Here is a 13,839-nt window from a genome sequence, read left to right on the forward strand (position 1 = left end):
ACCGACAAAGTGCGGGCCTCGTCAGAGGCGCGCGGTGGCCATGGCCTCCGAGAGCTCACCCGGGATCTCGGGCACCCTGGCGATGGCGTCGAGCAGCGCGTGCGCGCAGGCGTCGGCAAGCCGGTCCGCGTCGGTCGTGGGATCCATGATGCGCTGACGGCAGATCTCGAACGTGAACGCCAGCCAGCCCTGAAGGATCACCCGCAGGTCCCGCTCGACATCGGGTTGCAGCGCGCTGGTGTCCGGCATCCCGCTGACGACCTCGCCGATGCGGGACATGATGTGTTCCATCTGGCGGTTCTTGGCCTCGTCGTCGATGCCGAGCAGAACCGGGTCGGACCGGCCGAGGCCCACGTAGGCGGCCCACGCGGCCTCCGGATTCTGCTGGTGATAGGCCATGTAGGCCAGCACACCCATCCGGATCTCCTCGAACATCGTCAGGCCGGCGGGCGGGGGGTTGTTGGTCGCCTCGTACAGCCGGTCGGCCTCGTCCTTGACGACCGCGGCGAAGAACGCCCGCTTGTCGGGGAAGTAGTGATACATCAGCGCGCGCGACACCCCCGCGCGCTCGGCTATCTCGTCGATGCGGACCTCGTCGTAGGGTCGCTTCCCAAAGACTTCTGCCCCCAAAGCGAGCAGCTCGGCGCGTCGATCCGCAGGGGATAACCGCCTCCTGGCTGTCGGCATGTGTCAGATAGTACTCATCTGAAATGAGACGGCCGCCACACCAGCGCACTCGCGGTTGATCCGAGCCGAATGCCCTGGTCAGGGCGGTCGTGTCCGGGAGTAACGGCCGTTTACCGCGGTTTCCCGCCGGGTATTTGTTCCCCTGCGATCTTTCGCCTTGGGTGGGCGCCGCTACGGGGTCGGTAACTAAATCGGCGCGGCGAGCGATGGACAAAAGGCAGCTGGCAGCAGGACATGAGGGGCAGCTATGCACAAAGCGGATGAGCGGTCACCCGGCGACCGCTTGGGGCAGGAGGACGGCGAGGTGCACGCCGCCATCCGGTTTGCCGTGCTCGCCGCCGCGGCCGGGGTGGGGTTCGTGGTCCTGGCCGCGCTGTGGGTCAGCACCTGCCCTGGGACGGGCGTGGACACCGCGGCCTGCGGCGCGCCGCAGCGCACGATGCTGGCCTTCGGTGGTCCGCTGATTCTGTTTGCCGGGGGCCTCTGGGCCTTCCTGCGCACGTACCGGGTGTGGAAGGCGCACGGCACCTGGTGGGGATGGCACGGCGCCGGCTGGTTCTTGTTCACGTTGATGGTGGTGGCCCTCGGCCTGGGTGTTTCGCCCATCGCCGGGCCGCTGCTGGCTTTGTAGGTCAGGTTCCGTAGCTCAGGACCCGGCGGGCTCCTGACTGACGGCGGGCCGGCGCGATGCGGCGTCGGGTTCCGCGACGCGCTGCCATTGCTCGTCGATGCGGGCCACCCGGCGATGCTCCACGACGAACCACAGCGCCGCCGCGATCACTCCGAGCACGGCGACCAGGCTCGTCGTGGCGAGCCACTCGTAGTGCCCGTAAGCGGCGGCGGCCGTCGTGCTGATCATTCCGCCCAACGCGACGATCAGCAGGATGAACCCGGGCCAGTAGAGGTTGTCCTTCATGGTGAATCCGGCGTGCGGTTGGGTGGTCCGGAAATGATCCGTCGGATCGCGATGCCTGTCGCCCATAACGCTTCCCTTCGTCGTCCGGTCAGGCCGGGACGGCCCGATCGCGAGCGAGCACCTCGGGCAGCGATATCGCCCCGATCGTGGTGATCAGCCACACCACCACGATTGCGGCGGCCCAGGACGCGACGCCGTGAATGGACAGCCCGTGGGTGAAGACCGCGGCCAGCGTTAGCGCGACGAGCGTCAGGACCAGGCCGGTGGCCCCGAGGAGCAGCGATGCGTACGCGCGCGGCAGCCGGACGATCGCCAGCGACAGCGTGGCCTGCGACGCGGTGAACAATAAAACGGCGACCACGAACGCCGATGCCGACACCGAAACGTTCGGAACGACCCGGGCCGCCACCAGCAGTCCGATCGACCATGACGCGAGAAGCACAACTGCGCGAAGCAGAGCCTGCTTCATGCAGTTCAGTGTAGGTCGCGGCGTTGCGACTGTTAAGCAGCCAACGCGCCTTGCTGGGTTATTCGCCACCGCAAGTGGGTATCAGCTCTAAATCATGAATGCCGGAACCGTTGCTGCCTACGGCCAGACCGATCACCATGACCAGTGCGATCCCGGTCGTGCCGCATGACCAATCGGTTGGAACCGACGGTCGACGGCGGGCTGCCTAGCAGTAGTAGTGTCGAGCCGACATTGCCGGGAGACCATATGACCGATGCGGGATCGCGCGCCAACAGGCATCAACGCGGCCATCGCGCCGTCGAATTGCATGTCGCGGCACGCCTGGAGAACCTGGCGATGCTGCGCACGCTCGTGGGCGCCATCGGCACGTTCGAGGACCTGGATTTCGATGCGGTCGCCGACCTGCGACTCGCGGTAGACGAAGTGTGCACCCGCCTGATCCGCTCGGCCACGCCGGACGCGACGTTGGTCGTCGTGGTCGACCCGCAGGACGACGAATTGGTGGTGGAGGCCTCCGCGGCGTGCGACACCCACGACGTGGTGGCGCCCGGCAGCTTCAGCTGGCACGTCCTGACCTCCCTGGCCGACGAAGTCCATACTTTCCACGACGGCCGCGAGCCCAACGAAACGGGCAGCGTTTTCGGTATCACGCTGACCGCGCGACGGGCGGCCTCTAGCAGGTGACAGCGCGAGCTGCAGGCGGTTCGGTCTCGCGGCCGAACGAGTATGCCGACGTCCCGGACATGTTCCGTGAACTCGCCGGCGTCGCCTCCGACTCGATGGAATTCCAGCGCCAGCGCGACAAGATCGTGGAGCGCTGCCTGCCGCTGGCCGATCACATCGCCCGGCGGTTCGAGGGCCGGGGCGAACCGCGCGACGACCTGGTTCAGGTGGCGCGGGTCGGCTTGGTCAACGCCGTCGTCCGCTTCGACGTCGAGACCGGATCGGACTTCGTTTCCTTCGCGGTGCCCACCATCATGGGGGAGGTCCGCCGGCACTTCCGTGACAACAGCTGGTCGGTCAAGGTCCCGCGGCGGCTGAAGGAACTGCACCTGCGGCTGGGCACCGCCACCGCCGATCTGTCGCAACGGCTGGGCCGGGCGCCGACCGCGACCGAACTCGCCTCGGAACTCGGGATGGAACGCGACGAGGTCGTCGAGGGCCTGGTGGCGGGCAGCTCCTACAACACGTTGTCCATCGACACCGGTGGCGGCAGCGACGACGACGACGCCCGTGCCATCGCGGACACCCTGGGCGACGTGGACGCCGGCCTCGACCGCATCGAGGATCGCGAGGCGTTGCGTCCGTTGCTCGAGGCGCTGCCCGAGCGGGAACGAATGGTATTGGTGCTCAGGTTCTTTGAGTCGATGACCCAGACGCAGATCGCGGAGCGGGTGGGCATCTCCCAGATGCACGTGTCCCGGCTGCTGGCCAAGTCGCTAACGCGGCTGCGGGACCAGCTGCAGTAGCGGTCGCGACCCCGAGCCGTCGGCCCGGGTCGGCCTCAACAGCTGCTCGGCCTGCGGCGTCGTCACCGGCAGCGCGCCGTCGGGGTCGCAGATGCGCAACAACCGCTCCACCACCGCGCTGGGCACCATGGCCCAGTGCACCTGGGCCGCCGAGCACGCGACGTTGATCCGGTGTATCGCCGAAAAACCAGCCGTGCCAATGAATTCCAGGCCGCGTAGGTCCAGGATTATGCGCCGCGAACGCCTGACGCTGCGTTGCACGTACGCCGCGAGCTGATCGGCGTTGGCGGCGTCGAGCTCGCCATCGGCGGTGATCACGGTGCCCACCGCGCTCCAGCGAGCGGTGAATTGGGCCGTGCGGCTTTGTTGCCAAGATTGGGCCACAGACATGCTTGTCTCCGTCATTTGGAGGGTCCTGCTGTGGATGACGTCAGGCGGTCCGTGGCGGTTCAAGACCGGGCGTCTCATGCCCCGCGGCCCCGACGTGATCCGGGCGGCTGTGGACTCAACCTGACCCGACCCTACCCGTGGTGGGGCGGGCCGACAACGTTCGGTAACCGAACGGTTACTTGATCTCGGCGAGGACCGTGCCCTGGGTGATGGCCGCGCCGGCCTCGACCGCAAGGCCGGTGATGGTGCCGTCCTTGTGGGCCGTGACCGGGTTTTCCATCTTCATCGCCTCGAGGACCACCACCAGGTCGCCGGTGGCGACCTCCTGACCTTCCTCGACGGCGACCTTGACCACGGTGCCCTGCATGGGCGCGGTCACCGCATCGCCGGAGGCCGCCGCGCCGCCATGCGACCCGCGCTTGCGCGGCTTGGGCTTCTTCCGGATGACGCCGGCCGGGTCGGCGGCACCATTGGACAGCGCCAGGTCACCGGGCAGCGACACCTCGAGCCGGCGGCCGCCGACCTCGACGACCACCTTCTGGCGGGGCCGGGCGTCCTCCTCGTCCAGGGGCTCGCCGCCCGTGAACGGTTCGACCGTGTTGTTCCACTCGGTCTCGATCCAGCGGGTGTGCACCGAGAAGCCGTTCTCGTCGCCGATGAACGCCGGGTCGGACACCACGGCGCGGTGGAACGGAATGACCGTCGCCAGGCCCTCCACCTCGAACTCGGCCAGCGCGCGGCGCGCGCGGGCCAGCGCCTCGTGCCGGTTGGCGCCGTACACGATCAGCTTGGCCAGCATGGAGTCGAACTGGCCGCCGATCACCGAGCCGGTCTCGACGCCGGAGTCCAGCCGCACGCCCGGGCCGGTCGGCGGGTGAAACTTGGTGACGGGCCCGGGGGCGGGCAGGAACCCGCGGCCGGCGTCCTCGCCGTTGATCCGGAACTCGATGGCGTGCCCGCGGGGCGTGGGGTCCTCGGTGATGTCGAGCTTCTCGCCGTTGGCGATCTTGAACTGCTGCAACACCAGGTCGATGCCGGCGGTCTCCTCGGTGACGGGGTGTTCGACCTGCAGGCGGGTGTTGACCTCCAGGAACGAGATCAGGCCGTCCTGGCCGACCAGGTATTCGACGGTGCCGGCGCCGTAGTAGTGGGCCTCCTTGCAGATCCGCTTGGCCGACTCGTGAATCTCCTTGCGCTGCGCGTCGGTCAGGAACGGGGCCGGCGCCTCCTCGACCAGCTTCTGGAAGCGGCGCTGCAGCGAGCAGTCGCGGGTGCCGGCGACCACGACGTTGCCGTGCTGGTCGGCGATCACCTGGGCCTCGACGTGGCGCGGCTTGTCCAGGTAGCGCTCCACGAAGCACTCGCCGCGGCCGAAGGCCGACACCGCCTCGCGCACCGCCGATTCGTAGAGCTCGGGGATCTCCTCGAGGGTGCGGGCGACCTTCATGCCCTTGCCGCCGCCGCCGAACGCGGCCTTGATCGCGATCGGCACGCCGTACTCCCTGGCGAAGGCCACCACCTCGTCGGCGTCCTTGACCGGGTCCGGGGTGCCGGGCACCAGCGGGGCCTGCGCGCGGGCGGCGATGTGGCGGGCGGTGACCTTGTCGCCGAGGTCGCGGATGGACTGCGGGCTGGGCCCGATCCAGATCAGGCCGGCGTCGATCACGGCCTGAGCGAAGTCGGCGTTCTCCGACAGGAAGCCGTAGCCGGGGTGGATGGCGTTGGCGCCCGATTTCGCGGCCGCGTCCAGGAGCTTGCCGAAGTCCAGGTACGACTCCGCCGACGTCTGGCCCCCCAGCGCGAACGCCTCGTCGGCCAGCCGCACGTGCGGCGCGTCGGCGTCGGGCTCGGCATACACCGCCACGCTGGGCAGGCCCGCATCGCGGGCCGCGCGGATCACCCGCACGGCGATCTCACCGCGGTTGGCGACGAGCACCTTGGAGATCCTCGAGCTGGCGTGACTGGCCACTGCGCCTCCTGTTTGGCTGGACGTCTTCGTCTCTAAGAGATTTTCTTACAAGTCTTGTCCGGGGAAGTTTATGCGGCGCGCCGTGCGCCCCCAAACCCGGTCTCCAATCCGTTTGTGATCAGGCCGCCTCGCGCACGCGGCGCTTGATCCGGGCCAGCATCGCGGACATGCCGCGCAGCCGCAGCGGGCTGATCAGAGCGGCCAGACCCAGATCGGTGTAGAAATCCTCGGGCACCGCCAGGATGTCGGCGGCGGGTTGTTCGTCGAGACCGGCGGCCAGGATCGACGCGAACCCCCGTGTGGTCGGCGCCTCGGCGGGCGCGCTGAAGTGCAGCCGCACCCGGCCCGGGTCGCTGGCGTCGACGTGCAGGAACAGGGGCGACTGGCATTCGGGCACCGGCTCCATCGCCGCCTCCTGAAGCTCCGGGGGCAGGGGCGGCAGCTCGTTGGCGAATTCCAGCAGCAGCGCCAGCTTGTCCTGGCCCTGGACCTCGGCGAAGTCGGACACCACCTCGGCCAGGGGCGCGGGCATGCTCATGGGACCGGCACGGCTCCCGGTTCGGCGCCCCCGACGATCGGGACGCGCACCGTGTTGCCCCACTCGGTCCACGATCCGTCGTAGTTGCGGACCCCGGGCTTGCCCAGCAAATGCGTGAGCACGAACCAGGTGTGGCTGGAACGCTCGCCGATGCGGCAATAGACGACGGTCTTGTCGTCCGGCTGCAGGAAGCCGTAAAGCTCCTCGAGCTCGGCGCGGCTGCGGAACCGGCCGCTGTCGTCGACGGCCTTGGCCCACGGGATCGACCGGGCGGTGGGGATGTGCCCGCCGCGCAGCACGCCCTCCTCGGGGTACTCGGGCATGTGGGTGCGCTTGCCGGTGTACTCGTCGGGCGAGCGCACGTCGATCAGCGGCTGGCTGCCGAGGATGGCCAGCACGTCGTCCTGGTAGGCGCGGATGGGCCCGTCGTTGCGCTGCACGACGGGATAGCCCGTCGACGTCTTGGTCGGGACGTCCAGGGTGGTCTCGCGGCGCTCGGCCAGCCACAGGTCGCGGCCGCCGTTGAGCAGGCGGACGTCGGGGTGGCCGAACAGCGTGAAGACCCACAGCGCATACGCCGCCCACCAATTGCTCTTGTCGCCGTAGATCACCACGGTGTCGTCGCGGGCGATGCCCTTGCGGTCCATCAACTCCGCGAACTGCTCGCCGTCGATGTAGTCGCGGACCCTCGGGTCGTTGAGGTCGGTGTGCCAGTCGACCTTGACCGCGCCGGGGATGTGGCCGACGTCGTAGAGCAACACGTCCTCGTCGGACTCGACGATCACCAGGCCGGGAGCGCCCATGTTGGCCGACAGCCAGTCGGCGGTGACCAGTCGTTCGGGGTGGGCGTATTCCGTCAGGGAGGGATGCGGATCAGGGGGTAATGGCACGCCTCCGAGCCTACTCAACCGGTTGGTCCCCGCCCAACGTCGACTTGTTGTTAGGAATTCGGGGTTTTCGACGCAACGAGTCGACGCTCGCCGTCAATTACCAGCCCACAGCGCGGCCACCGACAGGCCCACCCGTGCCAGCAGCGAGCGCAGCAGCGGCAGGCTGACGCCGATCACGTTCGACGGGTCGCCGTCGATCCCGTCGACGAACCAGCCGCCCAGCCCGTCCAGGGTGAATCCCCCTGCCACGCCCAGCGGCTCGCCGGCCGCGACGTAGGCCCGCAGATCCGCCTCGGTTGGCTCCGCGAAATGTACCGTGGTGCAAGCGGATTCGACCTCACGGTGGGTGATCGCGCCGTCGCCCAGCCGCAGCAGGCAGTGCCCGGTGTGCAGCCGGCCGGACCGGCCGCCCATCAGGCGCCACTGGCCCTCGGCGGCTTCGGCCGAGCCGGGCTTACCGCACAGCCGCCCGTCGACCCAGAGCATCGAATCACAGCCCAGCACAACGCAATCCGCCGCCAAGGCGGCATCCACCTGCCCGGCCACCCGGTCGGCCACCCGGTCGGCCTTGGCGGCCGCCAGTGCGCACACCACCTCGGCGGGCGAAGCGCCCGATCCCAAACTCGCGGTGATCGCATCCTCGTCGACGCCGGACACCACGACCAGCGGATCGACCCCGGCCTGGCGCAGCACCTTCAGGCGACCCGAAGAGGCTGACCCCAGCACCAGCCGGGTCACTGCTTCATGTGCGTCATCTGCTGCACGGTGAGCCGCTGATAGTTGGACATCGCGTACCGCAGCCGGTCGACGGGAAGCCCCCAGCGGGTGCGCTCCGGCTCGGCGGGCTCGGGGACGCCGCCGCCGACGCCGCCCAGCACGGCGACCAGCGCGGCCAGCTCCTCGTCGGTCGGCTTGCCCTTGAGGACCTGGATGTGCGGCTCGTGTGCGTGGGGGTGCAGGGTTTCGTCTGTCATCTCGTCGCTCACTGCGTTCGTCCCGCTCTCTCGACTCACAGCGGAATGTTCCCGTGCTTCTTGGGCGGCAGGTGGGAGATCTTGCGTTCCAGCAGGCGCAGCGCCGTGCCGATGTACCCGCGGGTGTACGACGGCGGGATCACCGCGTCGACGTATCCGCGCTCGGCCGCGATGTAGGGGTTGACGAGGGTGTCCTCGTACTCCTGCTGCAACTGCAGTCGCAGCGCGTCCACGTCCTCGCCATTCTTGGCGGCCTCGCCCAGCTGCTTGCGGTAGACGAAGCCCACCGCGCCCGAGGCGCCCATCACGGCGATCTGGGCGCTCGGCCAGGCCAGGTTGACGTCGCAGCCCATGTCCTTGGAACCCATGACGCAGTAGGCGCCGCCGTAGGCCTTGCGGGTGATGACGGTGATCTTGGGCACCGTGGCCTCGCCGTAGGCGAACAGCAGCTTGGCGCCGCGGCGGATGATGCCGTTGAACTCCTGGCCGGTGCCCGGCAGGAAGCCCGGAACGTCCACCAGCATGATGATCGGGATGTTGAAGCAGTCGCAGGTCCGCACGAAGCGAGCCGCCTTCTCCGAGGCGTTGATGTCCAGGCAGCCGGCGAACTGCGTGGGCTGGTTGGCCACGATCCCGACCGGCCGGCCCTCGATGCGGCCAAAGCCCACGACGATGTTCTGCGCGTAACCGGCCTGGACCTCGAGGAACTCGTCATCGTCGAGGATGCGGGTGATCACCTCGTGCATGTCGTAGGGCTGGTTGGGCGAGTCCGGGATCAGCGTGTCGAGCTCCATGTCCTCTTCGGTGAGGTTGTCCTCGATCGCGCCCTCGGGGACGGGCACCGCGTAGCGGGGGGCGTCGGTGGCGTTGTTGGGCGGCAGGTAGCTCAGCAGGTCGCGCACCCAGTCGAAGGCATCCTGCTCGCCGGAGGCGACATAGTGCAGGGTGCCCGACTTGGCCATGTGCGTGTGGGCGCCACCGAGTTCTTCCATGGTGACGTCCTCACCGGTGACGGTCTTGATGACGTCGGGTCCGGTGATGAACATCTGGCTGGTCTGGTCGACCATGACCACGAAGTCGGTCAGGGCGGGGGAGTAGACGTGTCCGCCGGCGGCGGCGCCCATGATCAGCGAGATCTGCGGGATCACGCCGGAGGCCAGGATGTTGTTGCGGAAGATCTTGCTGTACAGGCCCAGCGAGACGACGCCCTCCTGGATCCGCGCGCCCGCGCCGTCGTTGATGCCGATCAGCGGGCGGCCGGTCTTCAGCGCCAGTTCCTGGACCTTGACGATCTTCTCGCCGTACACCTCGCCGAGGCTGCCGCCGAACACCGTGGCGTCCTGGCTGAAGATGCACACGTCGCGGCCGTCGATGGTGCCGTAGCCGGTGACCACGCCGTCGCCGAGCGGGCGGTTGGCCTCCATGCCGAAGTTCTTGCTGCGGTGCCGGGCCAGCGCGTCGAGTTCGACGAAGGAGTCCTCGTCCAGCAGGGCGTAGATGCGCTCGCGGGCGGTCAGCTTGCCCTTGGCGTGCACCTTCTCGACGGCCTCTTCGCCCACCGGGTGCAGCGACTCTTCGCGCCGCTTGTGCAGCTCGGCCAGCTTGCCCGCGGTGGTGTGGATGTCGATGGTGTGCTCGGCGGCGGGCTCGGCGGTGTGGTCGGTAACGCTTGTCATGGGACTCGATGGTATCGGCAGGCCCCGCGCCGGAGTTTTAGGCTGGGTGGAGTGACGGATCGCGATTCGCTTCGGCAACCGTTGGATCAAGCCGCGCTGCGCGCCGAGCTGATCGGGACCGGCCTGGGCTGGCGCCAGCTCGACGTGGTGGAGCAGACCGGCTCCACCAACGCCGACCTGCTGGCGCGCGCGGCCGCCGGGACCGACGTCGCCGGGGCGGTGCTGATCGCCGAGCACCAGACGGCCGGCCGCGGGCGGCACGGCCGCGGCTGGTCGGCCACCCCGCGGGCCCAGATCACCATGTCGGTGGGCGTCAGCGTCGTCGACGTGCCGACCGAGGGGTGGGGCTGGCTGTCGCTGGCCACGGGCGTGGCGATCGTCGACGCGGTCCTGCAGGTGACCGGGGTGCACGCGGGCCTCAAGTGGCCCAACGACGTGTTGGCCGGCGCACCGGGTTCCCCGGGAAAGCTGGCCGGCATCCTCGCCGAGGTGGCGCGGCCGGTCGTGGTAATTGGCATGGGGCTCAACGTGACTCAGGCCGCCGACGAGATCGACGGCCCCGGGGCGACGTCGCTCTTCGACCTCGGCGTGGCCGCGCCCGACCGCCACCGGCTGGTCTGCGCGGTGTTGACCGAACTCGGCAGGCGGATCGTGGGCTGGCGCGCGGCGCGCGGCGCCGACTGGGCGCTGGCGGCCGACTACCGGGCCCGCAGCCTGACCATCGGCCACGCCGTGCGCGCCCAGCTGCCCGGCGGCAAGGACGTCGTCGGCACCGCGACCGCCGTCGACGACCAGGGCAGGCTGTGCCTCGAGGCCGGGGGCCAAACCGTCGTCGTTTCCGCCGGTGACGTGGTGCATCTGCGCTAGCGGCGGTAGCTTCGCTCACGTGAGCTATCCGGACAATGCCCTGGCCGCCGGCGAACAGGTCGTCCTGCACCGCCACCCGCACTGGAAGCGCCTGATCTGGCCCGTCGTGGTCCTGGTGCTGGCGACGGCGCTGGCCGCGTTCGGATCCGGCTACCTCAACTCGACGCACTGGGAGCAGCTCGCCAAGAACATCATCTACGGCGTCATCTGGGGGGTCTGGCTGGTGATCGTCGGCTGGCTGACGCTGTGGCCGTTCCTGGATTGGCTGACAACGCATTTCGTCGTCACCAGCCGGCGGGTGATGTTCCGGCACGGGGTGCTGACCCGCACCGGCATCGATATCCCGTTGGCGCGGATCAACAGCGTGGAATTCCGCGACAAGCTCACCGAGCGGATGTTTCGCACCGGGACGCTGATCATCGAGTCGGCGTCACAGGATCCGTTGGAGTTCTACGACATTCCGCGGCTGCGCGAGGTGCACTCGCTGCTATATCACGAGGTTTTCGACACCCTGGGTTCCGAGGAGTCGCCGAGCTGACCGGACCGGCTCGCCCTTTTCCGCCAGGACCGCAGCAGCGTCACGTTGCCGCCCTCGAGCTCGTCCTCCAGCACCTCCGCGAAACCGCCGGCGGTCAGCGCGGATTCCAGCGCCTTGTCGGGGTTGCGGGCGAATTCGTCGGGGAACACCCAGCGCCGGAACGCATAGAAGCGGAACGCCATCTGCAGCAGGTTGCCGATGATGTAGGCCGAGATGAAGTCCGCGATGTTCTCCATGGTCAGCGACACCGTCGGCACCCGCAGCTGCAGGACGTAGCTCGAGACCCACAGCGGCGCCATGGAGAGCAGCACGCCCACTCCGCTGAAGGCGAAGAACAGCAGCGCCTCGTGGTGGCGCTCGCGGCCGCCGCGGTCGCGGAAGCTCCACTCCCGGTTCAACACGTAGGACGCGATCACCGCGACGATGCCCGCGATAACCTTGGCGGTGACCGGCTTGGGCTCGAGAACCGTCAGCTTCAGCGTGTAGAAAATCGCCGAGTCGATGATGAACGTGGTGCCGCCGACGATCGCGAATTTGATCAGCTCGTGATGGCGCAGCAAATACGGCTGAAAGGCCTCGGGCAGGCGCGAGATTGCGGCATCGGCGAAGGACACAACACGTCAGTGTACGGATGGACTCGAAAACGACGCAAAATGTTACATAGCGCTTGGGCTTCTCGGCCGGTCACCACGCCGCCACCACGACACCGCGAGCCGTGACACCATGATGGCCGTGCCGCGCAGACGCCTTCCGTCAGGAACCCCTTCAGTGGCGATGGTCGGCGGCGGTCAGCTCGCGCGCATGACCCACCAGGCCGCGATCGCGCTGGGGCAGACGCTGCGGGTGCTGGCCACCGCCCCCGACGAATCGGCCGCGCAGGTCAGCCCCGACGTGGTGATCGGTTCGCACACCGATCTCGAGGACCTGCGCCGGGTCGCGGCCGGGGCCGAGGTGCTGACCTTCGACCACGAGCACGTTCCCACCGAGCTGCTGGAGAAGCTGGTCGCCGAGGGCGTCAACGTCGCGCCGCCGCCGCAGGCCCTGGTGCACGCCCAGGACAAGCTGGTGATGCGGCGCCGGTTGGAGGCCCTTGGCGCACCCGTGCCGCGCTATGCCGAGATCCGAAGCGTCGACGAGCTCGATGCCTTCGCGCAGCGGATGGGCGGTCCCGTGGTCGTGAAGGCGGTCCGCGGGGGCTACGACGGGCGCGGCGTGCGGATGGCCCGTGACCCCTCGCACGCCCGCGAAATTGCCGAGAGCTTCCTGGGCGACGGGGTGCCGGTGATGGCCGAGGAGCAGGTGAACATGCGCCGCGAGCTGTCTGCCCTGGTCGCGCGCTCGCCGTTCGGGCAGGGCGCCGCCTGGCCGGTCGTGGAGACGGTGCAGCGGGACGGGATCTGCGTGCAGGTGATCGCGCCGGCGCCGGACCTGCCCGACGACGTCGCCTCGGCCGCCCAGCGGCTGGCGCTGCGGTTGGCCGCCGAGCTGGGCGTCGTCGGTGTGCTGGCGGTCGAGCTATTCGAGACGACGGACGGCGCCCTGCTCGTCAACGAGCTCGCGATGCGGCCACACAATTCCGGGCACTGGACCATGGACGGCGCGCGCACCAGCCAGTTCGAACAGCACCTGCGGGCGGTGCTGGACTATCCGCTCGGCGACACCGACGCCATCGCGCCGGTGACCGTGATGGCCAACGTCCTCGGCGCCCCGCAGCAGCCCGCGATGTCCACTGACGAGCGGCTGCACCACCTGCTCGCGCGGATGCCCGACGCCCGCGTTCACCTCTATGGCAAGGCCGAACGGCCGGGGCGCAAGGTCGGGCACATCAACTTCCTGGGTGCCGACCCCGCGGAGCTCCCCAGGCTGCGTCAGCGCGCCGAGCTGGCGGCACACTGGTTGTCACACGGGCAGTGGACGGACGGATGGGACCCACATGATTAGCAACCCCAGGGTCGGCGTGATCATGGGCAGTGACAGCGACTGGTCGGTGATGTCCGACGCCGCCGAGGCGCTGGCCGAGTTCGACGTCCCCGCGGAGGTCCGGGTGGTCTCGGCGCATCGCACGCCCCAGGCGATGTTCGACTACGCCCGCGGCGCGGCCGACCGCGGCCTGCAGGTGATCATCGCCGGCGCCGGGGGCGCCGCCCACCTGCCCGGGATGGTCGCCTCCGCCACTCCGCTGCCGGTGATCGGGGTGCCGGTGCCGCTGGCCCGCCTGGACGGTTTGGACTCCCTTTTGTCGATCGTGCAGATGCCGGCGGGCGTCCCGGTGGCCACGGTTTCCATCGGCGGCGCCCGCAACGCGGGGCTGCTGGCCGTGCGCATCCTGGCGTCCTCCGACCCTGCGCTGCGGGCCCGGGTGGAGGTGTTTTCCCAGCAACTGGCCGAGACCGTGCGGGACAAGGATGCGGCGCTGCAGCGGCTGCACGGTAAAGTTACCGGCGAGTAGCACAGGA

The 13,839-nt window shown here is 69.1% G+C and carries 18 protein-coding genes; 7 read left to right on the forward strand and 11 right to left on the reverse strand.

Annotated elements, in window-relative coordinates; genetic code table 11:
• Positions 1-21 precede the first annotated feature (21 nt).
• Positions 22-687, reverse strand: coding sequence for a TetR/AcrR family transcriptional regulator (locus tag A5787_RS04045; RefSeq protein WP_066961976.1), 666 nt, complete (start codon positions 685-687; stop codon positions 22-24).
• Between the two features lie 247 nt (positions 688-934).
• Between A5787_RS04045 and A5787_RS04050 the strand changes: the two genes are divergently transcribed.
• Positions 935-1,318, forward strand: a complete 384-nt coding sequence (locus tag A5787_RS04050) for a hypothetical protein (RefSeq protein WP_066961980.1) — start codon at positions 935-937, stop codon at positions 1,316-1,318.
• A 15-nt stretch (positions 1,319-1,333) separates the two neighbouring features.
• On the opposite strand, the gene usfY is transcribed toward A5787_RS04050, so the two are convergent.
• Positions 1,334-1,669, reverse strand: a complete 336-nt coding sequence (gene usfY / locus A5787_RS26400; RefSeq protein WP_066961982.1) for a protein UsfY — start codon at positions 1,667-1,669, stop codon at positions 1,334-1,336.
• Between the two features lie 22 nt (positions 1,670-1,691).
• The gene (locus tag A5787_RS04060; protein WP_066961985.1) at positions 1,692-2,072 is read right to left on the reverse strand and encodes a hypothetical protein; all 381 of its coding nucleotides are present in this window, start codon (positions 2,070-2,072) and stop codon (positions 1,692-1,694) included.
• Between the two features lie 246 nt (positions 2,073-2,318).
• Here A5787_RS04060 and A5787_RS04065 point away from each other — a divergent pair, with 246 nt between their 5' ends.
• Positions 2,319-2,756: an ATP-binding protein gene (locus A5787_RS04065; protein ID WP_066961988.1), complete on the forward strand. Its 438-nt coding sequence runs from the start codon at positions 2,319-2,321 to the stop codon at positions 2,754-2,756.
• Complete coding sequence (locus A5787_RS04070; protein ID WP_066961991.1) at positions 2,753-3,541, forward strand: RNA polymerase sigma factor SigF; 789 nt, start codon at positions 2,753-2,755, stop codon at positions 3,539-3,541. The genes A5787_RS04065 and A5787_RS04070 overlap by 4 nt, the downstream gene beginning before the upstream one ends.
• Here A5787_RS04070 and A5787_RS04075 read toward each other — a convergent pair.
• The 7 genes from A5787_RS04075 to A5787_RS04105 form a co-directional block, all read right to left on the reverse strand.
• Entirely contained in the window at positions 3,512-3,931 is a 420-nt protein-coding gene (locus A5787_RS04075; protein ID WP_066961993.1) for an STAS domain-containing protein, read from the reverse strand. The genes A5787_RS04070 and A5787_RS04075 overlap by 30 nt on opposite strands.
• A gap of 175 nt (positions 3,932-4,106) precedes the next feature.
• Positions 4,107-5,900, reverse strand: a complete 1,794-nt coding sequence (locus A5787_RS04080) for an acetyl/propionyl/methylcrotonyl-CoA carboxylase subunit alpha (protein ID WP_066961996.1) — start codon at positions 5,898-5,900, stop codon at positions 4,107-4,109.
• A 118-nt stretch (positions 5,901-6,018) separates the two neighbouring features.
• Positions 6,019-6,438 (reverse strand): SufE family protein, encoded by a 420-nt coding sequence (locus A5787_RS04085; RefSeq protein ID WP_066961999.1) that lies wholly within the window; start codon positions 6,436-6,438, stop codon positions 6,019-6,021.
• On the reverse strand, positions 6,435-7,328 hold the full coding sequence (locus A5787_RS04090) for a sulfurtransferase (protein ID WP_066962002.1): 894 nt from the start codon (positions 7,326-7,328) through the stop codon (positions 6,435-6,437). Before A5787_RS04090 ends, A5787_RS04085 begins: the two co-directional genes overlap by 4 nt.
• A gap of 93 nt (positions 7,329-7,421) precedes the next feature.
• Positions 7,422-8,066: a nucleoside triphosphate pyrophosphatase gene (locus A5787_RS04095; RefSeq protein WP_066962005.1), complete on the reverse strand. Its 645-nt coding sequence runs from the start codon at positions 8,064-8,066 to the stop codon at positions 7,422-7,424.
• Entirely contained in the window at positions 8,063-8,302 is a 240-nt protein-coding gene (locus A5787_RS04100) for an acyl-CoA carboxylase epsilon subunit (RefSeq protein ID WP_066962314.1), read from the reverse strand. The genes A5787_RS04095 and A5787_RS04100 overlap by 4 nt, the downstream gene beginning before the upstream one ends.
• 35 nt (positions 8,303-8,337) lie before the next feature.
• Positions 8,338-9,978: an acyl-CoA carboxylase subunit beta gene (locus A5787_RS04105; RefSeq protein WP_066962008.1), complete on the reverse strand. Its 1,641-nt coding sequence runs from the start codon at positions 9,976-9,978 to the stop codon at positions 8,338-8,340.
• A gap of 51 nt (positions 9,979-10,029) precedes the next feature.
• Between A5787_RS04105 and A5787_RS04110 the strand changes: the two genes are divergently transcribed.
• Both A5787_RS04110 and A5787_RS04115 read left to right on the forward strand, forming a co-directional pair.
• Positions 10,030-10,845 carry a biotin--[acetyl-CoA-carboxylase] ligase gene (locus A5787_RS04110; protein ID WP_066962011.1) on the forward strand — a complete coding sequence of 272 codons (816 nt, stop codon included), beginning with the start codon at positions 10,030-10,032 and terminating at the stop codon, positions 10,843-10,845.
• A 19-nt stretch (positions 10,846-10,864) separates the two neighbouring features.
• The gene (locus A5787_RS04115; protein WP_066962014.1) at positions 10,865-11,383 is read left to right on the forward strand and encodes a PH domain-containing protein; all 519 of its coding nucleotides are present in this window, start codon (positions 10,865-10,867) and stop codon (positions 11,381-11,383) included.
• Here the strand turns inward: A5787_RS04115 and A5787_RS04120 are convergent.
• A complete protein-coding gene (locus A5787_RS04120) occupies positions 11,338-11,997 on the reverse strand; it encodes a GtrA family protein (protein ID WP_066962017.1) in 660 nt (219 codons plus the stop codon). The genes A5787_RS04115 and A5787_RS04120 overlap by 46 nt on opposite strands.
• 109 nt (positions 11,998-12,106) lie before the next feature.
• On the opposite strand from A5787_RS04120, the gene A5787_RS04125 reads away from it, so the two are divergent.
• Both A5787_RS04125 and purE read left to right on the forward strand, forming a co-directional pair.
• Positions 12,107-13,324: a 5-(carboxyamino)imidazole ribonucleotide synthase gene (locus A5787_RS04125; RefSeq protein WP_082977059.1), complete on the forward strand. Its 1,218-nt coding sequence runs from the start codon at positions 12,107-12,109 to the stop codon at positions 13,322-13,324.
• Positions 13,317-13,832: a 5-(carboxyamino)imidazole ribonucleotide mutase gene (purE, locus tag A5787_RS04130; RefSeq protein WP_066962023.1), complete on the forward strand. Its 516-nt coding sequence runs from the start codon at positions 13,317-13,319 to the stop codon at positions 13,830-13,832. The genes A5787_RS04125 and purE overlap by 8 nt, the downstream gene beginning before the upstream one ends.
• Positions 13,833-13,839: the final 7 nt, after the last annotated feature.

It is taken from the genome of Mycobacterium sp. 852002-50816_SCH5313054-b (assembly GCF_001667185.1).
GTDB lineage: Bacteria > Actinomycetota > Actinomycetes > Mycobacteriales > Mycobacteriaceae > Mycobacterium.

Excerpts from the sequence above, each read along its gene's own strand:
- A5787_RS04045 (WP_066961976.1), bottom strand. The coding sequence starts at position 687 with ATGCCGACAGCCAGGAGGCGGTTATCCCCTGCGGATCGACGCGCCGAG.
- A5787_RS04050 (WP_066961980.1), top strand. The coding sequence starts at position 935 with ATGCACAAAGCGGATGAGCGGTCACCCGGCGACCGCTTGGGGCAGGAG.
- usfY (WP_066961982.1), bottom strand. The coding sequence starts at position 1,669 with ATGGGCGACAGGCATCGCGATCCGACGGATCATTTCCGGACCACCCAA.
- A5787_RS04060 (WP_066961985.1), bottom strand. The coding sequence starts at position 2,072 with ATGAAGCAGGCTCTGCTTCGCGCAGTTGTGCTTCTCGCGTCATGGTCG.
- A5787_RS04065 (WP_066961988.1), top strand. The coding sequence starts at position 2,319 with ATGACCGATGCGGGATCGCGCGCCAACAGGCATCAACGCGGCCATCGC.
- A5787_RS04075 (WP_066961993.1), bottom strand. The coding sequence starts at position 3,931 with ATGTCTGTGGCCCAATCTTGGCAACAAAGCCGCACGGCCCAATTCACC.
- A5787_RS04085 (WP_066961999.1), bottom strand. The coding sequence starts at position 6,438 with ATGAGCATGCCCGCGCCCCTGGCCGAGGTGGTGTCCGACTTCGCCGAG.
- A5787_RS04100 (WP_066962314.1), bottom strand. The coding sequence starts at position 8,302 with ATGACAGACGAAACCCTGCACCCCCACGCACACGAGCCGCACATCCAG.
- A5787_RS04105 (WP_066962008.1), bottom strand. The coding sequence starts at position 9,978 with ATGACAAGCGTTACCGACCACACCGCCGAGCCCGCCGCCGAGCACACC.
- A5787_RS04125 (WP_082977059.1), top strand. The coding sequence starts at position 12,107 with ATGATGGCCGTGCCGCGCAGACGCCTTCCGTCAGGAACCCCTTCAGTG.
- purE (WP_066962023.1), top strand. The coding sequence starts at position 13,317 with ATGATTAGCAACCCCAGGGTCGGCGTGATCATGGGCAGTGACAGCGAC.